The 21,502-nt window shown below is 37.0% G+C and carries 20 protein-coding genes and 1 tRNA gene; 5 read left to right on the forward strand and 16 right to left on the reverse strand.

All coding sequences use genetic code 11. The features are described 5' to 3' along the window. Nucleotides 1–182 precede the first annotated feature (182 nt). The 8 genes from ACFIQE_RS07125 to rpmH form a co-directional block, all read right to left on the reverse strand. Nucleotides 183–267, reverse strand: a tRNA-Leu gene (locus ACFIQE_RS07125). A gap of 114 nt (nucleotides 268–381) precedes the next feature. Next, nucleotides 382–1,002 (reverse strand): 2,3-bisphosphoglycerate-dependent phosphoglycerate mutase, encoded by a 621-nt coding sequence (locus ACFIQE_RS07130; RefSeq protein ID WP_375630331.1) that lies wholly within the window; start codon nucleotides 1,000–1,002, stop codon nucleotides 382–384. A 28-nt stretch (nucleotides 1,003–1,030) separates the two neighbouring features. Further along, complete coding sequence (dapB, locus tag ACFIQE_RS07135; protein WP_375707441.1) at nucleotides 1,031–1,843, reverse strand: 4-hydroxy-tetrahydrodipicolinate reductase; 813 nt, start codon at nucleotides 1,841–1,843, stop codon at nucleotides 1,031–1,033. A gap of 1,103 nt (nucleotides 1,844–2,946) precedes the next feature. Continuing rightward, nucleotides 2,947–3,639 (reverse strand): glutathione S-transferase family protein, encoded by a 693-nt coding sequence (locus ACFIQE_RS07140; RefSeq protein WP_375612254.1) that lies wholly within the window; start codon nucleotides 3,637–3,639, stop codon nucleotides 2,947–2,949. Between the two features lie 139 nt (nucleotides 3,640–3,778). Continuing rightward, nucleotides 3,779–4,423 carry a ribosome biogenesis GTP-binding protein YihA/YsxC gene (gene yihA, locus ACFIQE_RS07145; RefSeq protein WP_375612255.1) on the reverse strand — a complete coding sequence of 215 codons (645 nt, stop codon included), beginning with the start codon at nucleotides 4,421–4,423 and terminating at the stop codon, nucleotides 3,779–3,781. Continuing rightward, nucleotides 4,420–6,258 carry a membrane protein insertase YidC gene (gene yidC / locus ACFIQE_RS07150; protein WP_375612256.1) on the reverse strand — a complete coding sequence of 613 codons (1,839 nt, stop codon included), beginning with the start codon at nucleotides 6,256–6,258 and terminating at the stop codon, nucleotides 4,420–4,422. Before yidC ends, yihA begins: the two co-directional genes overlap by 4 nt. Further along, entirely contained in the window at nucleotides 6,248–6,640 is a 393-nt protein-coding gene (gene rnpA, locus ACFIQE_RS07155) for a ribonuclease P protein component (RefSeq protein ID WP_375630332.1), read from the reverse strand. Before rnpA ends, yidC begins: the two co-directional genes overlap by 11 nt. Before the next feature lie 117 nt (nucleotides 6,641–6,757). Next, on the reverse strand, nucleotides 6,758–6,892 hold the full coding sequence (rpmH, locus tag ACFIQE_RS07160) for a 50S ribosomal protein L34 (RefSeq protein WP_005864709.1): 135 nt from the start codon (nucleotides 6,890–6,892) through the stop codon (nucleotides 6,758–6,760). A gap of 584 nt (nucleotides 6,893–7,476) precedes the next feature. Between rpmH and ACFIQE_RS07165 the strand changes: the two genes are divergently transcribed. Further along, nucleotides 7,477–8,538, forward strand: a complete 1,062-nt coding sequence (locus ACFIQE_RS07165) for an Mrp/NBP35 family ATP-binding protein (protein WP_375621627.1) — start codon at nucleotides 7,477–7,479, stop codon at nucleotides 8,536–8,538. A 308-nt stretch (nucleotides 8,539–8,846) separates the two neighbouring features. Here the strand turns inward: ACFIQE_RS07165 and ACFIQE_RS07170 are convergent, their stop codons facing one another. The 4 genes from ACFIQE_RS07170 to rsmI all read right to left on the reverse strand — a co-directional run bounded on the left by ACFIQE_RS07170 (nucleotide 8,847) and on the right by rsmI (nucleotide 11,305). Further along, nucleotides 8,847–9,641 carry a pyrroline-5-carboxylate reductase gene (locus ACFIQE_RS07170; protein WP_375621628.1) on the reverse strand — a complete coding sequence of 265 codons (795 nt, stop codon included), beginning with the start codon at nucleotides 9,639–9,641 and terminating at the stop codon, nucleotides 8,847–8,849. A gap of 56 nt (nucleotides 9,642–9,697) precedes the next feature. Continuing rightward, a complete protein-coding gene (locus tag ACFIQE_RS07175; protein WP_375612261.1) occupies nucleotides 9,698–9,943 on the reverse strand; it encodes a hypothetical protein in 246 nt (81 codons plus the stop codon). A 101-nt stretch (nucleotides 9,944–10,044) separates the two neighbouring features. Then, complete coding sequence (locus ACFIQE_RS07180) at nucleotides 10,045–10,413, reverse strand: YraN family protein (RefSeq protein WP_375612280.1); 369 nt, start codon at nucleotides 10,411–10,413, stop codon at nucleotides 10,045–10,047. A gap of 4 nt (nucleotides 10,414–10,417) precedes the next feature. Continuing rightward, nucleotides 10,418–11,305: a 16S rRNA (cytidine(1402)-2'-O)-methyltransferase gene (gene rsmI / locus ACFIQE_RS07185; protein ID WP_375674096.1), complete on the reverse strand. Its 888-nt coding sequence runs from the start codon at nucleotides 11,303–11,305 to the stop codon at nucleotides 10,418–10,420. A 1,313-nt stretch (nucleotides 11,306–12,618) separates the two neighbouring features. Between rsmI and ACFIQE_RS07190 the strand changes: the two genes are divergently transcribed. Continuing rightward, nucleotides 12,619–12,756 carry a hypothetical protein gene (locus tag ACFIQE_RS07190; RefSeq protein ID WP_375621630.1) on the forward strand — a complete coding sequence of 46 codons (138 nt, stop codon included), beginning with the start codon at nucleotides 12,619–12,621 and terminating at the stop codon, nucleotides 12,754–12,756. 616 nt (nucleotides 12,757–13,372) lie between these two features. On the opposite strand, the gene ACFIQE_RS07195 is transcribed toward ACFIQE_RS07190, so the two are convergent. The 3 genes from ACFIQE_RS07195 to ACFIQE_RS07205 are packed head-to-tail and all read right to left on the reverse strand — an operon-like array spanning nucleotide 13,373 to nucleotide 16,759. Further along, the gene (locus ACFIQE_RS07195; RefSeq protein WP_375674098.1) at nucleotides 13,373–15,037 is read right to left on the reverse strand and encodes a 4Fe-4S dicluster domain-containing protein; all 1,665 of its coding nucleotides are present in this window, start codon (nucleotides 15,035–15,037) and stop codon (nucleotides 13,373–13,375) included. A 3-nt stretch (nucleotides 15,038–15,040) separates the two neighbouring features. Next, nucleotides 15,041–15,961 (reverse strand): electron transfer flavoprotein subunit alpha/FixB family protein, encoded by a 921-nt coding sequence (locus ACFIQE_RS07200; protein WP_375641025.1) that lies wholly within the window; start codon nucleotides 15,959–15,961, stop codon nucleotides 15,041–15,043. A gap of 51 nt (nucleotides 15,962–16,012) precedes the next feature. Next, the gene (locus tag ACFIQE_RS07205) at nucleotides 16,013–16,759 is read right to left on the reverse strand and encodes an electron transfer flavoprotein subunit beta/FixA family protein (protein ID WP_375621633.1); all 747 of its coding nucleotides are present in this window, start codon (nucleotides 16,757–16,759) and stop codon (nucleotides 16,013–16,015) included. 513 nt (nucleotides 16,760–17,272) lie between these two features. Between ACFIQE_RS07205 and ACFIQE_RS07210 the strand changes: the two genes are divergently transcribed. The 3 genes from ACFIQE_RS07210 (at nucleotide 17,273) to ACFIQE_RS07220 (ending at nucleotide 20,002) form a co-directional block, all read left to right on the forward strand. Next, nucleotides 17,273–18,091 carry a hypothetical protein gene (locus ACFIQE_RS07210; RefSeq protein ID WP_375630340.1) on the forward strand — a complete coding sequence of 273 codons (819 nt, stop codon included), beginning with the start codon at nucleotides 17,273–17,275 and terminating at the stop codon, nucleotides 18,089–18,091. A 178-nt stretch (nucleotides 18,092–18,269) separates the two neighbouring features. Next, nucleotides 18,270–19,190 carry a sulfite exporter TauE/SafE family protein gene (locus ACFIQE_RS07215; protein WP_375634912.1) on the forward strand — a complete coding sequence of 307 codons (921 nt, stop codon included), beginning with the start codon at nucleotides 18,270–18,272 and terminating at the stop codon, nucleotides 19,188–19,190. Between the two features lie 2 nt (nucleotides 19,191–19,192). Then, nucleotides 19,193–20,002: a TIGR02186 family protein gene (locus ACFIQE_RS07220; RefSeq protein WP_273790722.1), complete on the forward strand. Its 810-nt coding sequence runs from the start codon at nucleotides 19,193–19,195 to the stop codon at nucleotides 20,000–20,002. A gap of 22 nt (nucleotides 20,003–20,024) precedes the next feature. On the opposite strand, the gene ACFIQE_RS07225 is transcribed toward ACFIQE_RS07220, so the two are convergent. Then, entirely contained in the window at nucleotides 20,025–20,306 is a 282-nt protein-coding gene (locus tag ACFIQE_RS07225) for a DUF6460 domain-containing protein (protein ID WP_375621636.1), read from the reverse strand. Nucleotides 20,307–21,502 lie beyond the last annotated feature (1,196 nt).

Here is a 21,502-nt window from a genome sequence, read left to right on the forward strand (position 1 = left end):
TTTAGAATTAGAGACCCTTTGGACCTCTGGTTTTGCTAAAAAACCACCCCGAAAAGAACTCTTGATTCGTAATAATTAGAGAGACGTGTTGCAAAATCCTATTCCCTAACTTTTATTTACGCGTCCCTCACTGTAAAAAATATATGGAAAATCAATAAATTATTTTGGATAAAAAAAGAACATGGTGCCCAAAAGAGGACTCGAACCTCCACGCCTTACGGCACGGGTACCTGAAACCTGCGCGTCTACCAATTCCGCCATTTGGGCTTATAAAATTCATCTAAGCGCATGAAGCAACTCTGTCAATAAAATTATAGAATTTATTTTTTCAGCTTAAAACGATAGCATTGAACTTTTGAGGGAGATCATGATTTTAGAAGTTTAAGGTGTGAGGACTGTCTTTGATAAAATTGTTGAATCCGGATTAAATGTGTAAATAATAGGAATGCCGGTCGCTAATTCTTGAGATATAATTTCCTCACCGGAGAGACCTTCAAGCGCCATAATAAGAGCACGAAGAGAATTTCCATGTGCTGCGATCAAAACAGTTTGGGAGCGCAAAATATAAGGCTGGATATGGTAAAGATAATAAGGCCAGATGCGTGCACCGGTATCGCGTAGGCTTTCTCCATTCGGCGGCGCAATCGTATAGGAGCGGCGCCACATTTGCACTTTCTCCTGCCCCCATTGTTGGCGTACTTCATCTTTATTTAAACCAGAAAGATCACCATAATTACGTTCATTTAATGCGGGATTTTTTATCACTTCTAAATCTGATTGTCCCATTTGCTCTAAAATGTGCTGAGCGGTTTTTTGAGCTCGCTGTAAGGCAGATGTATAAGCGATATCAAACCTCAAACCATATTCTTTCAGTTTTTTTCCTGCTGCTATCGCTTCTGCATGACCTTTTTCTGTTAAATCGGGATCTTTCCAACCGGTAAAAAGGTTTTTGAGATTCCATTCACTTTGTCCATGACGAATTAGTGTAAGTATGCGTCCCATTATAAATTGCCTCTATTCTATTGATTGTTTAAAATTCATCGTTCAATCCCAAAACATCGAACATTGAATAAAGACCGCTTTCATGATTTTGTGCCCATAAAGCTGCTTTTAATGCGCCATTGGCAAAGATAGAGCGTTCTTGCGCTGTATGTGAAAGAACAATGCGCTCATTGGAACCAGCAAAAATGACACTGTGTTCTCCAACAACTGTCCCACCACGTGAACAGGAAAAGCCAATGGCGCCTTTTTTGCGTTTACCTATATGACCATTGCGTTCGTTGACACACACATTTTTAAGCATAACATTGCGGCCTTCAGCTGCTGCTTGGCCAAGAAGAAGGGCTGTTCCAGAAGGAGCATCAACTTTGTTAGCGTGATGCATTTCATAAACTTCGATATCAAAATCATCGGCTTCTAATGCTTTAGCGGCTTTCTTTACAAGGTTGGCTAAAAGATTTATTCCAAGGCTCATATTTCCGGATTTGACAATTGTTGTATATTTCGCAAAATCTGCAATTTTTTCTTCTTCTGTTTTGCTAAATCCTGTGGTGCCAATAATATGGATAAGGCTTTTTTGAGCAGCGTAGTTAGCATAAAGAATACTGGCTTCTGGTTGTGAAAAATCTAAAATACCTTCTGTATTAGAAAAGGCATTTTCGGGATTGTCAGTGATACTAATCCCAAGAGAATCTGAACCAATTAAGGCACTGGCATCTTTTCCTACAAACGGTGAGCCTTTACGTACAAGAACAGCACAAAGCTCTACATCTTTCCTCTGCTGGATTGCTGTAATGAGTTCACGTCCCATTCTTCCATTTGCACCAACAACTGTAAGGCGCATTTTTATCTCCTTATGATACTTTACTGTGCAGTATAGGCAAATTCTTGCCTTCTTTCCAATGGTTCTTTTTCTTTATAGAAATTTTTTTCCTTCTTTAATTTATCTTGTTGTGCTGTAAAACACTGTTGTTTAGAGCAAGTGATATAAGATCTACAAATTTAAATAGAGATGTTTTTCGTTAGAGTGTGAGATGAATATTCTTAAGTAAGGTTTGCTTATGAAACCTTATGAAGATTGTGTATTACTTTACGCTTTTTTTTCGTTCTTTAAAGGGGAGCGTTCTTCATGCAAAATAAGATCTCCCAAACAAAATAGACCTATGTTGTCAATTCATGCGCTTTTCTTAAAGAAATATTTATCAATTCTTCTAAACTTATTTTATGATAGTGCTCGTGAGTGGTATCACGAGAGAATATCCATGAATAATATAAAATCTATTCTGCGCCACTATCTTTATGCTTCATAAATAGAGCAAATCAACATTATCATACGTTTTGTTAGCCTTTAATGTTTTAACTTAGTCATTTTCACTCATCAATTCCATTTGTGACGCATAAGAAAACGATTATTTATCATTGTATATCAATACGTTATCCATAAATAAAATCACGTAAAAGGGGGGCAAGGGCTAACAAGAAGTTGGATTGTTTACACACGAGAGTTGGGCGGATTCTTCATCTTTTAGGAAAGTCAGTTGAAAAAATTATTATGTTGTAAAAACGCATGATGAGGCTTTGTTTATTATAGAGAAAATAGGATATATATTATGCAATGCGTTTTTTCATATATTGGGGAGAATGGAGTATAACATGCGTTAAGTATTGTTATTTTATTTGCCTAGCTTCTAATGATGCTACAGCTCTTGTATTTAAAGAGAGTCTTTAAAATCCTTTCTTAAGTATTTTTTATCCCTGTGCTGATCTTTTTTGTGACACGATAAGAAAGTGATTTTTGTGATTCAATTATAATGGGTTTTATTCTCTGTTTAATACGATCATAAATCAATGTATTATTATATTGTTTATACGCATGCATAAAAATTCATAAACCTATAAATATCCTTTAGATAAAATATCACTTTTATTTTTGTTTGTGAGAGAAGGCTAGAAATCAAGATCTGCATAGTGAGCACTTGCAACAATTCCGCGGACGCGATCTGTTAAAAGAGAACGAAAAGAAGGGCGTGATTTAATTCTCATATACCAGTCTTTGGCAGCAGGAGATTGTTCCCAGTCAATTTCCCCTAGAAAGTCAAGTACAGAAATAGAGGCTGCTGCTGCTAGATCTGCATAGGACAAGGCAGAACCGACTAAGCTATCGCGAGAGGCACAGAGCCAATTGAGATAGTTCATATGTGGTAAAATATTGGCACGTGCATTGCGTAAAATTTGTGAATTAGGAGCACCACCGCCAATGGCAAGTGGCATTTCACGTTTATGGATTCGTTCTCGTACGATATGGCGCGTTGCTTCATTTTCGAATTTATTTAAGAACCAGTCATTGAGACGGCGTACTTCCGCACGATCTAAAGGATTTTCTGGAAAGAGCTTATTTTCTTGTCGTAAACTTCCATGTGTTTCGTCTAAATATTCGCAGATAACAAGAGGACCTGATAATGGAACCTCGTGTTCATCGAGAAAAACAGGAACATGACCAGCGGGATTGAGGGCTAGAAATTCGTGTCTTCTTGCCCATTCATATTCTTCAATCAGTTGAGTGGTTACACCATATTCCCCAAGAATGAGGCGTATGAAGCGCGAGGCAGAGGATAGGGGAGAGTGAAAAAGTGTCAGCATAATTTACACTATCAAATAGAGTTGAAGAGAATTCTTTCAAGTAATCATTTTTATAAAGATGCTTGACTAGAAGTACAAGATCATTAGTAGTTGCTAGTAATTATAATTAATAAATTGTTAATGACTAGGAATTGTTCTCTTATGCGATGGTTTGCAAAATGGCAGCACGTAATTCTTCTAAACCGATAGCTTTTTCTGAAGAGGTTACAAGAAGCTCAGGATAAGCTGCTGGGCGTTTAAGAAGCTTTGTTTGTGTGCTCATAATTAATTTTTCCAAAGCATTTGATTTGATTTTATCGCTTTTTGTCAAAACAATGTGATAAGAAACAGCTGCTTTATCAAGGAGAGCAAGAACATCTTCATCATTATTTTTGATTCCGTGCCGTGAATCAATCAAGATATATACGCGTTTTAACGTTGTGCGCCCCCGTAAATAGCTAAAAATCAAATTTGTCCACGCATCAACAAGATTTTTAGGAGCAGCAGCAAAACCATAACCAGGCATATCTACTAATGCTAGAGGGGGAAGGTCTCCTAGTTGCCCACTGAATCCATCGGGGACAAAATAATTAAGCTCTTGAGTCCGTCCTGGTGTATTTGAGGTACGTGCTAAGCTTTTTTGTTGGACGAGTGCGTTGATTAAAGATGATTTTCCAACATTGGAACGACCTGCAAATGCAATTTCTGGTGGTCCTTCAGGGGGGAGAAAGCGTATTTCTGGTACACCACGAATAAAAATCCAATTGCGAGAAAAAATTCCAGAAAGGGAAGAATCTCTTGTCATTCATGCACTTCTTTTTTGGGTGATCTTCTCCAGATGGCTTTCAGATTATCAAAAAGCTCAATTTTAACTCCTTGGCGCTTCATCATGATACCTTGCTGAATGATTGATAATATATTGTTCCATGCCCAATAGATGACGAGACCAACAGGGAAAGAGGCGAGCATAAAAGTAAAGACAACAGGCATCCATGTGAATATCATCGCTTGGGTTTGGTCTTGAGGAGCAGGATTCATACGCATTTGTAAAAACATCGTTATTCCCATAATCAAAGGCCATGCACCAATCATAAGAAATGTTGGCGTTGTATATGGCAAGAGACCAAACAAGTTAAAAAGAGAAGTTGGATCGGGTGCCGCTAAATCTTTAATCCAGCCAAAGAAAGGGGCATGGCGCATTTCAATAGTGATATAGAGAACTTTATAAAGAGCAAAGAATATTGGGAATTGAACCAACATTGGCCAACAGCCTGCAAGGGGATTTATTTTTTCGGTTTTATATAGATCTATTATTGCCTTTTGTTGTTTGGTTTGGTCATCGGGATACTTTTCTTTTATTTCTAGCAACCGCGGTTGTAAAAGCTTCATGCGTGCCATAGATTTATAAGATTTATTGGCTAGAGGGAAAAGAAGAGTTTTTAAGAGAACTGTGACAAGAAGGATGGCGATACCAAAATTTCCTGTTTGTTTATAAAGAATATCAATGAGGGAAAACATTGGTTTGGTGATGAAATCAAACCAGCCCCAATCAATTAAAAGAGCAAACTTTTTTATTTTTAGGTCATTTTGATAATTATTAATAATTTCAACTTGTTTTGCACCAGCAAAAAGACGATTTGTAACAGTTTTTGTTTCATTTGGGGCAATCGTTAAAAGCGACCCTAGCAAGTCAGACTGATAATGCGTTTGCAAACGATCAAAATAAATAAAACGGCTTGTATATTCTTTATTTTGCGGGGGAATAACTGCTACAGCCCAATATTTATCGGTAATACCAATCCAACCTCCTGTTACTTTGGAAAAAGTCATGCTTTTTTGCCCATTATCAGGATTTGGGTCAAGCTCTGCTAAGGTTTTATATTTTTCAGTTTTGAGCGAATCTCCTGCAATACCTATCATACCTTCATGAAGTAAATAGGTTGCATTTGTATGTTCTGGTGGTGCAGCACGTGCAACGCGGGCATAGGACGAGAGATGTATTGGTTGATCACTTTCATTGCTGATAGAATCCTCAATGGTAAACATGAAATGATTATCAACAGAAAGGGTCCGCCGGAAGATTTGTCCCTGTCCATTATTATAAATTAAAGTGATGGGTGTTGAAGGAGTCAGGATTGTATTGTTTCCCTCTATTTGCCATTTTGTATCCGATTGTGGCAAGGCTTTTGCTGGCAAAGACGCACTTGCAAAACCAAATTCAGCAAGGTAGGTTGTTTTGAAACCTTTAGGATTTAGCAAATCGATTTCCGGTGATTTTTTATCGACTGTTAAACGATATTTTTTGAGGTGAAGATCATCAAATTGTGCACCAACAAGATTAATAGAGCCTTCCAGTTCATTGGTTTTGATCGCAATACGCTCTGTTTTGTCCAATACAGCTTTCCGGATTTCAGGTGTCATGGGCTGTTCGATGATAGATGTAGCTTGATACGTTGAGGTATCATCAGAAAAATCTGTCGTGGTAGTAGAAAGGGCTGATTGTTGTTTTGACAATTGCTGTGCGATGACTTGTTGTTTTTGTAACTTTGCTTGTTTGGGAGCAACATGAAGAAATTGCCATGCGATGAGCACTACGAAAGATAAGCCAATAGCGATAAAGAAATTGCGATTATATTCCATCCGTACACCCTTGTTGTTGTTGCTGATGTTTAATTTTTGGTTTTATTCGCCGATTTAATTCACTAATCAAGGATGTAAAAGGTGCATGTAACACATCACGGTACGCTACAATGACATAGTCTGTTCCTGCTTCCATGTGGTTTGTTACACCAACTCTTACGGCCTCACGCAAGCGCCTTTTGATACGATTACGTTTCACAGCGTTACCGTTTTTACGGGTAACAGTGAAGCCTACACGTGCAAAAAGAGAATTTTTTCTTTCTGTTGTTTGTTCACGAGATTTAACTTCGAGCAAAAATAAAGGACCACGTCGTTTTTCTCCTGTACGGACAGCCAAAAAGTCTGCTCTTTTGCGAATACGGCAGGGATGTTTTTTCTTCATAAAAGAATATTTCGCAATTTCATTAAATGCCTGCAAGCAGACATTGTAGGTTCATAATAAAAGTTTCACAACGAAGAAACGATGAGCAATCCTCAACGGTTGTGAAAATTTAAATGGTTAAGCAGAAAGCCGCTTACGTCCACGAGCACGTCTTGCAGCAATAACTTTACGTCCTCCAGCTGTGGCCATGCGTGCACGAAACCCATGGCGGCGTTTACGGACAAGTTTAGAGGGTTGGTAAGTACGTTTCATTTATTTAAATACCGCGGAGTGCGGCCCTTCTTAATCTTCGTTTTATGAGTAGTTATGCGCGAGATAAACAATTTTATCCTATCATATGGCTGTTAACCCATAAGGAAAAATATAAAAAAAGTCAATCTTAGATTGTTTTTCTCTCTCTTGAAAGAATACAAAACACCTTATAACTATCTGTAACGCTTTTTACAATACTGTAGGAGTGTTAGAAAATAACGATTGAATCTACAGAACATAAATGGCTAGGGCCTTAAATAATTAAAGAAGGTGTGACTAATTACTGCTATGCTCAATTTAAAATATCCTTTAAGATTAAGAGTTTTTTTCAGTTTTTATTTTTACAAAATTTTTATCAGAATATTCATTAAAGTGGTTGTAACACAAACGTGATTGATAGGATTTTATAGCAGATTTTATGTTTGAGCTTCTTTATTTTAAGGATGGTTTCATATTTTTAAAGAGATAAGAGATGTATACTTTATAATGCTGAGTAAAGTAGAAAATTATCAAGTGATGAACCTTGTAAGTATTTTTCGTTCTTATGCTTATATTTGCTAGTATTTTTATAGAGAGGAAAGAACATGGATCTTATCACAAGTGAGGCTGTCCGCAACGTATTACGTACAATCAAAGGACCAGATCTTGAAAGCGATATTGTGTCGTTGGGTCTTCTTTCAGAAATATTGATTGCTGATGGTAAGGTTTTCTTTTCCATTACAGTTCCTGATGGAGGTGTGCAAAAATGGGAATCATTGCGTCGTTCTGCTGAAAAGGTGGTATGTGCTTTGGAGGGAGTGAAATCTGCTGTTGTTACACTTACAGCAGAAAAAATAACAAAGAAAGCACCTAGTCGGAGAGCAAATCTCTTACCGATCAAAATGCCCATAGAAGGTGTGCGGCATGTGATTGCTGTTGCTTCTGGAAAAGGAGGGGTCGGAAAATCTACGATGGCAATAAATATCGCCTTAGCTTTACAAGATTCTGGTTTCAAAACGGGGGTGATGGATGCTGATATTTATGGTCCTTCATTGCCACGTTTGACAGGACTTGTTAATCAAAAACCACAGCTTATTGGAGAAAAAAAGATTCAACCTCTTGAAAAATTTGGACTTAAATTGATGTCGATGGGATTTTTGGTTGAGGAAGAAAAGCCGGTAGTATGGCGTGGTCCTATGGTTATGGCAGCTGTAACGCAATTGTTACGAGATGTTGTATGGGGCCCTATGGACGTTTTAGTCGTGGATATGCCGCCCGGTACAGGGGATGCACAATTAACGCTTGCCCAACAGGTACAATTAACAGGTGCGTTGGTTGTCTCTACGCCCCAAGATCTTGCTTTAGTGGATGCACGTAAAGCAATAGAAATGTTCATGAAAGTTAATGTTCCTATTTTAGGACTCATTGAGAATATGAGTTATTTTATCGCTCCTGATACGGGAAAACGCTATGATATTTTTGGCTATGGTGGTGCACGGGCAGAAGCGGAACGTCGAGAACTCCCTTTCTTAGGGGAAATACCGCTTGATGCAGCTTTACGATTTTCTTCAGATGAGGGAATCCCTATTTTTGTTGCTAAGCCTAGTGAAGAGCATGCTAAACTATATCGTAAAATTGTTGATCAAATAAAAAATCAACTCTTTTGAATGGGGGGGTGTTTAAGAGAGTTTATTAAAACACAATCATGAAAGACATAAAAATAGTCGCTTCTTTGTAAGAGGAAGTTTTAATGTGTGAATGGAATATATAGGTTAAATAAACAAAAAATTATTCATGCGTTTGGATAACCTGAAGGGGAACAAAATTGAAGAGCTAGAGCCGTGAGGTAGAAAAAATATTGGACTTGAGGCAAAAAGAAGAAGACCGAAAATAAAAATAATTTAGAAAAATTGTAAAAGGTTGTAAAAAATATTTTAAAAATCATTTTTTGATACGAGTTTTTTTGATATAAATCTTAAAATTTCTTTTTAGAAGCATTCATTTTTTGCAAAGTAGCTTCAAGAGCCATTGTTAAAGCATTCCTTCCCCCTTGTTGAGAAAAGTAATTTGACAAAAATTCATTTGTTCCACCCTTTGTTGAAAACTCTTTTTCAAGCAGTGAAAAATCGAGAGATACAGAACGATCCGTTGCTATAGTTTTACGCATTTCATCTGTAAGATTTCCAAACATCATGGTAAGGAATTCTGCTGATTGTTGTTTTTTTAACCCTTGTGTTATAAACCATTGATGGGCAGTTTCTATAAAATTAAAATATACTCCCATAAGTGAACCAGCTGTCATAAAAAGATTAAACTGCTCTTCCTTATCCAGCACCAATGTGCCCCCCAATGCATCAAATAAAGTGCGTAAAAAGGGATGATTGGGATAGATTGGTGTCAAATTTTTGCATTCTGCAACAAAAGGTAATGGAACAGCACGATAAACTTTATGATTAATCCACTCTTCTATTTCTGCTGCTTTTACCATAGCAAGTACGGAAATAACCAGCTGTTCTGGACGAAAACGAAGAGAGCACAAAACGTCTTCTGCAATTTGGTTGGGCAAGCAAAGAAAAACACAATCACTAACATCGAGCAACGCTTGGTTATTTTCAGCAATCATAACTTTATCATAAGTACGTGAAAGGCGCTTTGCTGTTTGTGCATTGCGAGGCGAAACAATAATGGAAGAAACATCAAAGTTGCTTGTCATTAAGCCATTCACCATTGAAGCACTGATTGTACCCGTTCCCAAAAAGCCAAGTCTCATTATCTATTTCTCAGTTTCATATTTTAAAAGGAATTTCAATCAACATCTCAGGTGTTTTAACTAACATAAACGCTAATTGAAGAAGCAACACATAACATAGCAAGAATAATCAAAACCAAATAGATTTTGGGCTTGTCAAAGAGAACGGCAAAAGCAGAAAACCAACCAACAACAGCTGCGGCTAATGCAAATAAAAAACCTGGTTTATTCATAAGCACAATATGCATTGCCATTAACCCACCAATAATTAGCGCTCCAAAAATGATGAGCAAACCTGTTGCAAACTTTTCATAATCATCCATATTTCGCTCCTTATAGCGCTCAATTATTACACACTTTTTAACGCATATGCACATAAAAACGAAATGTTTTTTATTGAATATGGTTAAAACGGGGAGGCCTTTTATTGATCAGATGTAAAAAATGCAGGGATATGCTGTGGCCAACGCCAAGGTAAAATTGCAATTAAATCAAAGCGTACAGACAAAAGGGCATAATCTTTTTGCCGTGCGAGCCAAATATCGGCAGCTGCCTCAATTCGCTTTTCATTCATTCGGGAAACCGCTTCCATTGCTTCAGCCAACGTTGAACGTGCTTTAACTTCAACGATTAACACAAGATTTCCGCGTCGTGCAATTAAATCAATTTCTCCACATTTTGTTTTAAAACGCCTTTCGGCAATGTGAAACCCTTTGCAACGTAGCCACCAAGCTGCCAATTTTTCTGCACGAATCCCTCGATAAAAAGACTTTTGTCTGCGTTTTTTTTGTATTATTTTACGCATTTTTTAAAAAGATTAATCGCTGAAAAAGTTCTTGCTTTTTTAAACCGGTTTTTTTTGCAACAAAAGCTGCCGCTTGAGCAGCAGAATGTATCCGTGCGCGTTCTAATAGCATTTCATCAATTTCTTGATCACTTATCACATTTAAAGAAGAAGATGATTCTCCAATAAGTACAACAATTTCCCCACGAATATGTGCTTGTTTTCTGTAATTTTCTAACAAATTTCCCAAATTGGAAACATCTACTGTTTCAAACTTTTTTGTTAATTCACGACAAATGGCAGCAGGTCGATTAGCCGAAAAAAGTGTGACCATATCCTGTAAAGTTTCAACAAGACGATGCGGTGATTCATAAAAAATCAAAGTTGCTGGAATCTCTTTTAATTGTTCCAACCGTTTTCGGCGCTGTAGCTTTCGTGCACTCAAAAAACCTGCAAAAAAAAAGCTATCCGTAGGAAGCCCTGTCGGTATAAGAGCGGCTAAAAGAGCGGATGCTCCAGGAATAGGAATAATTTTATGACCAGCTTTACGGGCCTCTTCTACCAATCGAAATCCAGGATCAGAAATAAGTGGTGTTCCGGCATCTGAAACAAGTGCTACTGTTTTGTTTTCTGCTAAAGCCGCTAAGAGCTTCGGACCCGCTTTTTGCGCATTATATTCATGATAGAGAAAAGGTTTTTTTTGAATGCCGTAACGTTCCAACAAAACACGTGTTACTCGCGTATCCTCACACGCTAAAATATCAATTCCTGCAAGCACTTGCAAAGCACGAAGCGTAATATCTGCAAGATTTCCGATAGGTGTTGCCACAAGATAAAGCCCTGATTCTATAACGGGTGCAGAATAAGCATGCGCACCTATAAAATATGCTTTTTCACACATGCTCTTTTCTTTTCATTAAATTCTCCTCACCACAAGATTTTTATCCATACTCATAAGCCATTTTGGCTCATTTTTTACCAGCACATTTTTTATCATTACAAAGGCTTACCTTACTCGAATAATCGATTACACTACAATAAGATAATTTCATATTTAACGTCTTAATTTAACATTATTATCTATTTTGATCCGCGTTATTTTTTCCAGTAAAACAAATTCCAAATGTAACCAATATTCTATCAGCCCCATGATTTTCTATAAAGTTTTTCCTTCGAGAACCAAAAAACAACTTTACTCATGTTATAATCTCATGCTTCTTTGTGCTCTTTGAAAAGCTAAGCTTTTTAGATTATTTCCATAACGCCGATTTTTCAAATATATCTATTGATATCCAAACTGTTTTTCTGAGCAAATGTAAACAGCCCCTTTTGAAACACATACAGTTAACTGGCAGCTGACTGTATTGTTATTGATCAAATATAAGCTCTTATCAGCAAAATACTTTATTTTTTCATATTCTCTACAGCTTTAACAGTATAATGAGTACCTTAGAAAAGTTTAAGGCTAAATTTTATCTTAAAGATTTGATTTATAATGGAAAATTTATTATTTTGCCTATTAATTAGGAGCTTTAAATATCGTAACATTATCTCAGCTCTTCTTATAGCCAATTAATCAAAATCATTTTTGTGCATCTTGAAACCTCCTTAAAACAAAGATTATCGCCTCATTGGAGATCGCAGAGAAAATAATGCTGTTAGCTTGTACTTTTTATTTCATAAATATGGAACTGTTCGTTCACAGGATTGCGTTATATCTTTTTCGAATAGTGTCGCAAAATTATTGTTTGATATGAGAGCTATCTCTTAAAAACAAGCCCATGACTGAACAACACAAGTCTGCTTTAATTTTGGATACCTTATTTTTTCTGAAGGATATGCTCCCATAAAAAAACGTAAGTAATAAAAGCGGGGACAATACGTTATCTCTTCTTTTTAGAGGATATTGTGATGCTTTTGAAAGTTTTAAAACCGAATGGACAGATGATAGTAAAGAGGAAAACAGTTTTTTCCTTTCAGATTTGATGTTCTTGCTAAATGAAGCTGTATTTTCGTTTCAGAGATTACTCAAATAGAATATGCAATATTTTTGCTCTAGCTACAAAAGCTGGAACGGCGTGCAGAGCTTTCATTCACCTTAATCTTTCTTTTAAATATACCACTTGTGTTCAATTTGGATGTTGATTTACAAGCAATAGCGAAAGCACAAGCTTTATAAAAAAACAACTCTATAAAACGCGTCATAGAGTGGTCATGAAAGCTATTTTGTTTTTTATCAGGTGTTTTGCTAATAGCGATAGTCTCCATGGCTTGGCATCTGCTTATTTTTACGGTATTTGTACACATTCATTGCAGTATATTGGTAAAGGGCAGTATATTGGTAAAGGTTAGATGCAAGGCGATTATCTTTAATGCAAAAATAAAAGGTTAATGTGAGATTAAAGATTTTGTCGTGTCATTATCAGTAGAAACATTATAAAGGGCTTGAACGAGCATGCTCTTTATCTCTTTATCTCACGATGTTTTTTCTACATTCATTCGTGGTTTTCTTGAGTGAGCATTACTTGGCAAAGTGTAGGAGAAAAAATAAATGTGAAGCGCATCTTCAGGGGGCTCTTGGCTAGTTAAAACGATTGATGTTTCTTATGAGAGGGCTAAAAGCATTTTGGATCATATGGGAGAGGGGGTAACGTAGAACGGGCTTATTTTCCTTCAGGTTTTCGAGAACCGCGGCTGTTCCTTTATCGCAGAATTGTCAAGAATATATTTATTATTGTTTTGTCATTTAAATAAAAAAAATTTGATAAAAATATGTTATGTTTTTCTATTGAAAAAATTCATGCGGTGAAGAGAGTATTTTATATGAGAATAGAGTTCTTTTTACATTGTGAAAGAACGTATGCAGGAAGGTGATTGATAGATTTCTGATCTGAGGGAAATATTTTTATCCATTGCGTTTTGTATATTTCAATTTTAGGAAAATGAACAATGATTATACATTGGGGAATTACATATTGGGATAGAAGGGGCCCTCATTGCCTTGCGGACAGATCCAAGTGATATTTTGGTTTGGATCTTTGATATCGCATGTTTTACAATGTATGCAATTTGAAGCGTTTATCATATAAGTCAGATGATCATTATCCTCTAGCCACTCGTAGACAGCGGCGGGACAATAGCGTGTAGAGGGTCCTCCATAGATTGCATATTCAGAGTCCTTTTGCTTTTTTAATGAGGCTATTTTTAAATGACAAGGTTGATTTTCTTCATGATGCGTATTGGAAAGGGCAACACTTGAAAGGCGATCAAAGGTTACAACGCCATCTGGTTTTGGGTAAGAAATGGGTTGAAATTTTTCTGCTGGTTCAAGGCATGCATAATCTTCCTTTCCGTGGGAGAGTGTTTTAAATAAGGAAAATCCGAACAGTTGTTGCCACCACATATCAAAACCAGCAAGTTTAATTCCATATTTTGTCCCATATTTTGCCCAGAGCGGTTTGGCATTTCGCACTTTATAAAGATCTTTGCCAATGAGCCCTTTTCGCCACTGTTCTTCGATTTCTTTAACCTCATCATGGGCACGCCCTTGTGCAAGAGCGGTAGCCATGTTATCGGCAGCTAATATGCCAGATAAGATGGCATTGTGTGATCCTTTGATACGAGGAACATTGACAAATCCAGCAGAGCAGCCAATAAGCGCCCCACCAGGAAAGGTGAGTTTTGGTACAGATTGCCAACCTCCTTCGCTGATAACACGTGCACCATAGGAAAGACGTTTTGCGCCTTTAAAGATTTTATAGAGTTTTGGATGTGTTTTAAAACGTTGAAATTCTTCAAAGGGAGAAAGATAAGGATTTTTGTAATCTAAGTGCACAACAAAACCGACAGAAATGATATTGTTTTCTTGGTGATAAATAAAGCCACCGCCACCGGTATTATTGTCTAAGGGCCAACCAGTGAAATGTTGTACTAAACCGCATTGGTGTTTGTTGGGGGCAATTTCCCAGAGCTCCTTGAGACCAAGACCAAATTTTTGTGGTTCTCGATTTTTGCTAAGATTAAAATGTTGTATCAGTTGTTTTGCAATTGAGCCGCGTGCTCCTTCCGCAATCAGAGTATATTTTGCCAATAAAGCCATCCCAGGCATATAATTTTTTCCAGGAGTTCCATCTTTGTTAAGCCCCATATCACCGGTGAGAACACCAATGATAGCTCCGTTATCTTTTTGGATGATGGGTTCTGTTGCTGCAAAACCAGGATAGATTTCAACACCCAACGCTTCAGCTTTTTTGCTTAGCCAGCGGCAGACGCTCCCAAGCGAAACGATATAACATCCGTTATTTGATAAGATTTTAGGGTGCAAAATATTGGGAAATATTGTGGACTTTTGAGGCTTTAGAAAAAAAAATTGGTCCTGTGTGACAGGGGTTGTAAAGGGATGGTCGTTATCATTTCGCCATTCTGGTAAGAGTGTATCGATACCAATGGGGTCAACAACTGCGCCAGAGAGAATATGTGCACCAACTTCGGTCCCTTTTTCAACAATTGTGACAGAAAGCTCAGGATTAATTTGTTTAAAACGAATTGCGGCAGAAAGCCCTGCTGGTCCTGCTCCGACAATGACTATGTCAAACTCCATACTTTCACGTTGGTCATGCAGAAGTGCTTTCATGGCTTATAAAGCTTTCTCCAATTCTGGAATAATTTGGTGGAGATCACCTACAAGGGTGTAATCGGCAATTTGCATGATGGGAGCTTCTTCATCTTTATTAATGGCAACAATAATTTGTGCATCCATTATACCGGCTACATGCTGGATTGCACCGGAAATGCCAACGGCGATATAAAGTTCAGGGGCAACGACTTTTCCTGTTTGTCCAATTTGCCAATCATTGGGAGCATAGCCTGCATCCACTGCTGCGCGGCTGGCACCTAAAGCAGCATTTAATTTGTTTGCAAGAGGAAGAAGCAGGGCCATAAATTTCTCTTGAGAACCAAGACCACGCCCGCCTGATATAATAACACGTGCTGAGGTGAGCTCAGGACGATCACTTTTGTTTGTCTCTGCTTTTACGAAAGAAGAAAGATTTGGATTGGGAGCTGGTGTTATTGTTTTAATGGGAGCAGAATTATTTTGGGAAGGCGTTGGGGTGAAAGAAGCGGTGCGAACTGTTATAATCTTTTTATAATCATTGGTGCGTACAGTTTCAAATGCATTGCCTGCATAAATTGGTCGTTTGAAGGTATTGGGTGAAAGAATGGCGGTAATATCTGAAATTTGCATAAGATCAAGAAGAGCTGCTACGCGCGGCATCACATTTTTCCCAGTACTGCTGGATGCTGCCATGATCACATCATAATCCTTTGCTAACATGAGAATTGTATCTGCCATAGGCTCGGCAAGTTGATGGGCTAAATAGTCTGCTTTTGCAATAAGAACTTGCCGCACACCATTAAGTTTAGCACTATTTTCCGCTATCGTTTGAATTTTTTCTCCGCAAACCAGAATATCGATATCATTACTGAGTACGCGTGCAGCGGTGAGTACTTTTGCTGTTTCTTCTGTATTATGATCGGCCAATAAAAGAATTGCCATAAGTTTTTGCCCTTTTATGTGAGTGTTGCTTTTACTCTAGTGGTGAGAATATTAAATGCAGTTCTTCTGTTTTAAGGCTCTGACAAGTTCTACTACATTTGCCACTTTTATACCGGATTGACGGGGTTTTGGCTCTTCAACGCTTAAAATTGTTAAGCGTGCTTTCGTATCGACGCCAAGATCAGTAAGAGATTTTTGTTCAATGATTTTCTTTTTTGCTTTCATGATATTGGGGAGAGAGGTGTAACGCGGTTCATTGAGCCGTAGATCGGCGGTCATAACCATGGGAAGGGGAAGACAAAGGGTTTGTGTTCCATTATCAACTTCACGAGTAACTGTAGCATGCCCATTTTCTATGTTAAGATGTGAGGCAAAAGTTGCTTGTCCCCACCCAAGAAGAGCAGCGAGCATTTGTCCTGTTTGGTTGCTATCGTCATCAATTGCTTGTTTTCCTAAAAAGACCATGTCGGGTTTTTCTTCATCAACAATGGTTTTGAGAATCTTAGCAATTGCTAAGGGTTCAAGTGTTTGATCCGTTGTGACAAGAAGTGCGCGATCAGCTCCCATTGCAAGTCCTGTTCGTAGAGTTTCTTGAGCTGCTTCTGGGCCAATTGAAACAAGAAGAACTTCTGAAATTTTACCGGATTCTTTTTGGCGAATGGCCTCCTCCACGGCTATCTCATCAAAAGGATTCATAGACATTTTTACGTGAGACAGATCAACGCCTGTACTATCCGGTTTGACGCGTATCTTGATGTTATAATCAACAACACGTTTGACAGCGACAATTATCTTCATAATGATCCTCTTTGTTTGTATGTTACAAGTTTATAGCAATACTCATAAGAAACCAAATTGTTTAGAATGAAGTCTCAATTTATAACTTGTGTTCTCTTTCGTATAAGCTTTTTTATGTTTACTTGTACTTTCTCGTCGTTATTTTCAATCTTCATATTTTTGCATTGCCATAATTGCCTTATTTGCTTGAATAAAAAGTAAAAAAATCAATCTGTCTTGTGAGAATATTCTTTTTTAGTTTCTTATGCTTTATTTATGATGGTGCAATAGGTCCTTTATGCAATGAAAAATTAAGTGAAAAAGATAAAAATGGGGGAATGATTTTGCTCTTCAAATCTTGAAGACAGAAAAATTAAAGATCTTTCTTTCAAATATTTTAGATAAAGATTGGGGAAAATATTTCTAACAAAAAAGTTTTTGGGAGTTCTTAAAGCTCTATTTACTAAAATAGAGCACACTTTCTCATCATTTGTTGCGATTCTTTTCAAAAAGGTTAATGAGGGGTAGGCGTTTGTGAATACGAAGGGTCATACGATCGACCAAGCGACCAAACAGGTTAGGAACGATAAAGTCTTTTCTTTTGTTGAACAGAAAGAGAGAATGGATACTTCTGTAGAAGTAACGATGTCGGATATTGCTCAAAAATTACGCACCGTTTATGCGCAAATGCAAATGAAGCATTCGCCTCGTTCTTTAATGCAGCAGAGTTCTGTAGAAGAGCATTTTAAATCTTACTTAGATGATATTAGTCGGGCCATTTTGGCTGAACATTATATACGTCGTCAAAGAGAAAAAAAGCTTTTCCAGTCTTTAGAGCAGATTAAAACAATTGTTCAAAGTTTGCAGAGTGAAAAAAAAAGCTTAGAAGAAGCAGCGGTAACACGACGGGTGTCTCGTTCAAAATCACCTGATTCTGTTGTACAAAAACTTGCTCACATGGAATGTGAGGGAAATCAAGAACGCTTATTACTTCAAAAGGTGCAAAATTATTCGAAAGAAAACAGCATAATTTCACTCCAAACAAATGTTGAAAATACGTTGCAGCAAGAAAATAGAAGCCCTTTGCCCAGTGATGCTCTGCAATCTGCTTTTAAAAAGGTTGAGGGAGTAGTGAAGCATGCTGTGATAAAAGAAAAGGGGATGATGGGTGCTCAGGCATCTAATCATTGCATTGAGAATGATTTTTCTTCTTTAAGGACGCAGTCTCGGGAACATGTGTCGTTTTTATCTTATTTGCTAAAAAAAGGTGTTCTTTGTTTTTTAACCGTTGCATTTGTGGTAGCGATAACGTTATGTTTTTATAGCTTTTTAAAAGGAGCTCGTTTTTTTTAATTTTTATGATGTTGATGTTAATAGATGTGAAATGTATTGCGCATTCGTGTTTGTGCGGAAGCTATAGCAACTAAAATTATCCTTTTAAACACGCAACAGAGATTATTGGAAAAGAGGATAATTGGAGAAGGATTCTCTAATTGTAAAAAAACCTCAAATTATCTTGAAGGTTCTGTAAGTGAGTATTTATTTACCAATTGCTGAAATGTCACTCAATATGCTGATCTTGATTGGTATGGGAGTCGTTGCTGGTTTTTTTTCAGGACTTTTTGGAATCGGTGGTGGGTTTCTCATCACGCCGTTATTGATTTTTTATAATATTCCTCCTGCTATTGCTGTTGGAACAGGTGCCAACCAGATGATTGCTTCATCTGTAACAGGAGCAATTACACATTTTAGAAGACGTACGCTCGATATTAAACTTGGTATTCTTTTGGCGCTTGGAGGAGGGATTGGTTCTTTAATCGGGATTCAGGTTTTCTCTGTTTTGAAAAAGTTAGGTCAATTAGATTTAATGATTTCGCTTCTTTATGTGATTCTTCTTGGAAGTGTAGGAAGCTTGATGATCGTTGAAAGTTGGTATGATATGATGCGCAAGCGTAAGGCAGGAAAAGCCAATATTCGTCTTGCTGGTCGACATAACTGGATTCATCGCTTACCCTTAAAAATGCGTTTTCGGACATCTATGATATATGTTAGCATTATTCCAGTTTTAGGGATTGGACTCATCGTGGGGTTGTTGTCTTCTATTATGGGAATTGGTGGGGGGTTCTTTATGATCCCAGCATTGATTTATCTTCTGCGTGTTCCAACCAGTGTGGTGATTGGGACTTCACTTTTTCAGATTACATTTGTGTCTTCTTTCACGACAGTTTTGCAAAGTATGACTAATCAGTCCGTTGATATTGTCTTGGCTTTTTTGTTAATGCTTGGAGGAAGTATTGGTGCGCAATATGGAACACGGGTTGGACGGAAGTTAAAGGCTGAACAATTGCGTATGGCACTTGCATTTTTAGTGTTGATTGTGTGTATGCGTCTTGCTTTTCAATTATTTATACGCCCTGATAATCTTTTCTCTCTGGATATTCTTATGAGATAAAAATGGGTAGATTATTTTCTTTATACATCATTACAGGTTGCTTTTGTTTTATTTCTTTTTCTACATGGTCACATGTTGGGACGCCAGCTACATTCATTGATCAAGTTGACCACGAAACTGTCCAAATTATTGTAACAACGAATACGATTACTGTGGATGCAAATTTTGCTGGTCGTGATCTTTATATTGCTGGTGTTTTAGAAAATATTGATCCGTTATATTCTCGACAGAACCGTTATGATATTGTTGTAAGCTTGGAGGGACAAGATCGGACAATGGTGATGCGAGAAAAAAAACGCAATGCCGGTGTATGGGTCAATACAGATTCTCTTATTTTTAAAAAGGTTCCTCTTTTTTACTCTATGGTCACAACACGTGAAATTGACGATATTACGAGCATTGAAGATTATAAACGCTTAGGGTTAGGATTACTCTATTTGCCATTGCAGACGGATGAACAAGATCAGAAAAAAATACAAATCTTTCGCGATGAACTTATAAAATTGCAAAAAGCTAAAAGCCTTTATTATGAGGAAGTGGGTGGGGTTCGTTTTGGTTCTGACACACTTTTCACAGCGCATTTTCGTTTGCCAGCAAATATCCCAGTTGGACATTATAAAGTTCGTGCTTATCTTTTTCGTGATGGACAGTTTATTGATAGTGCAACAACGACTCTTGAAATTGTTAAAGCACATATCACCTATACAATTTTTTATGCAGCGCACAAGTATCGTTTTTTATACGGTATTGTTGCAGTGATTATTGCTATTACTACAGGATTTTTGTGTCGTTTGATTTTTCGAAAAGATTAACGCAAGGAAAATGTTAAGGCTTTTATTTTTTATGAAAAATTCGTAAGATAAGAAAAATAGGCACAACAACAATAGCTCCTGTCATAGTTATATGGAAGAAATTTGTAAGCGTTATAAATCCTGCTTCCCATAGTGATTGAAAAAAATCGACTATTTTTTGTATGAGGTTTCGAGGTGTCCATCCCAAAAAATTCATTACGATACCAATGAAGAATGAAAGGATAAGCAATTTTAGACTAACGCGGCGTGATTTTCCTCCAAGAAACGCATGAAAAGAATCTAATAATTTTTTTTTTCGCTTCATTTTAATATACTTTCAAAGATCGTGTTTTTTATTGTATTATCATGGTACAGCGATGTTATTATCATAAAGGAAAAACATTTTTTTATTTTTTCTTACTTTTTGAGTTTATCACCTTAGTCTGGTTAACGGTGCTGGTTTTTGAAATATACACATGTTTTATTGCATTTTTTGCGATATTTTCATGGCGCTTCTTTTATTAAATGAAGGGATATCCTTTCGTCTCGAGAATTTGTAGAGAAATTTTATAACGTTTCAGCATTTCTTATCAGAGTGAGAGTTCTAGTATATTGAAGATTTTGTAACGAACTTATTATTGTCGTGTATAGAAATAATATTTCAAGACAGTTTACTTAAAAAAAGACTATCTATTCTAATAAGGGTGTGCTTATATAGGTATTATATTTAGATATTTCAACCTTAGTGCATTGAAAAGATCTTTTTTTCTGAAAAAATGTAAGCAATGAATTGAGTGTTGTTAAAGGAGCAAAGATATTAAAAATACGATGTGAAAAAAAGTTTTGTTATGTGTGGGTGCGTAAAGGAATATCAGGGGGAGCCTATGCTCCTTTTATTTAGAAATAAAATATAATTTAAAAGCTGTTATTTGGCAGAGGATTATGGAAAAATTCAAAATTCCTCTTGTAGGGGGAGGAGATCATGTCGGTTGATGGGTGAATTTTCCTGTTTTGTTAAAATGTCAAATTGTTAGTAGAGCTCTTTGTTATTAAGGCGCTTAAGCTAACAAAGAAGAGTCTTTTGATGGCATAAAAAGGCGAGAGGAAAGAAGAGACAAGCTTACCCGACAAAAGAGAGAAAATAGTGGTTTTATAGTCTTCAATCGTAGGCGTTATGACATCATGAATAGGCTCTGTTATGGGGAGCATTCATTGTATGTCAGAGTGTTTGTTGTTGCATGTTTTGGTTTGTCTTGGCTTGTAGCCATGGGTAGAAGTCCGTGGTTGGTAAGTGGTGTTGTTTGAAGGTTTTAATAATACTTTGTTTGAGGCGCTTATGGATCATCTAACCTTATTATTAAGCATGTGCTTGTTGTGTGGGAAATTTATATAGTAAACTTTAAAAGGAAAAGTCTATGAACTTGAAGAAAAAAATATTACAAAATAGCAGCTCTCTTGTTTCTGCTCTTATGGCATTGGCGATGGTTGCACAACAAGTTTCAGCAAAAACACCCGCTGATA

The sequence above is a fragment of the Bartonella sp. AA1HLJMS genome, from assembly GCF_042197445.1.
GTDB lineage: Bacteria > Pseudomonadota > Alphaproteobacteria > Rhizobiales > Rhizobiaceae > Bartonella.

Bases quoted from the DNA above. Each gene is read 5' to 3' on its own strand.
- ACFIQE_RS07130 (WP_375630331.1), bottom strand. From the start codon at position 1,002: ATGGGACGCATACTTACACTAATTCGTCATGGACAAAGTGAATGGAAT.
- rpmH (WP_005864709.1), bottom strand. From the start codon at position 6,892: ATGAAACGTACTTACCAACCCTCTAAACTTGTCCGTAAACGCCGCCAT.
- ACFIQE_RS07205 (WP_375621633.1), bottom strand. From the start codon at position 16,759: ATGAAGATAATTGTCGCTGTCAAACGTGTTGTTGATTATAACATCAAG.
- ACFIQE_RS07190 (WP_375621630.1), top strand. From the start codon at position 12,619: ATGAAAGCTATTTTGTTTTTTATCAGGTGTTTTGCTAATAGCGATAGT.
- yihA (WP_375612255.1), bottom strand. From the start codon at position 4,423: ATGACAAGAGATTCTTCCCTTTCTGGAATTTTTTCTCGCAATTGGATT.
- ACFIQE_RS07220 (WP_273790722.1), top strand. From the start codon at position 19,193: ATGGGTAGATTATTTTCTTTATACATCATTACAGGTTGCTTTTGTTTT.
- ACFIQE_RS07225 (WP_375621636.1), bottom strand. From the start codon at position 20,306: ATGAAGCGAAAAAAAAAATTATTAGATTCTTTTCATGCGTTTCTTGGA.
- ACFIQE_RS07200 (WP_375641025.1), bottom strand. From the start codon at position 15,961: ATGGCAATTCTTTTATTGGCCGATCATAATACAGAAGAAACAGCAAAA.
- yidC (WP_375612256.1), bottom strand. From the start codon at position 6,258: ATGGAATATAATCGCAATTTCTTTATCGCTATTGGCTTATCTTTCGTA.
- rnpA (WP_375630332.1), bottom strand. From the start codon at position 6,640: ATGAAGAAAAAACATCCCTGCCGTATTCGCAAAAGAGCAGACTTTTTG.
- ACFIQE_RS07140 (WP_375612254.1), bottom strand. From the start codon at position 3,639: ATGCTGACACTTTTTCACTCTCCCCTATCCTCTGCCTCGCGCTTCATA.
- dapB (WP_375707441.1), bottom strand. From the start codon at position 1,843: ATGCGCCTTACAGTTGTTGGTGCAAATGGAAGAATGGGACGTGAACTC.
- ACFIQE_RS07175 (WP_375612261.1), bottom strand. From the start codon at position 9,943: ATGGATGATTATGAAAAGTTTGCAACAGGTTTGCTCATCATTTTTGGA.
- rsmI (WP_375674096.1), bottom strand. From the start codon at position 11,305: ATGTGTGAAAAAGCATATTTTATAGGTGCGCATGCTTATTCTGCACCC.
- ACFIQE_RS07195 (WP_375674098.1), bottom strand. From the start codon at position 15,037: ATGAAAGCACTTCTGCATGACCAACGTGAAAGTATGGAGTTTGACATA.
- ACFIQE_RS07170 (WP_375621628.1), bottom strand. From the start codon at position 9,641: ATGAGACTTGGCTTTTTGGGAACGGGTACAATCAGTGCTTCAATGGTG.
- ACFIQE_RS07165 (WP_375621627.1), top strand. From the start codon at position 7,477: ATGGATCTTATCACAAGTGAGGCTGTCCGCAACGTATTACGTACAATC.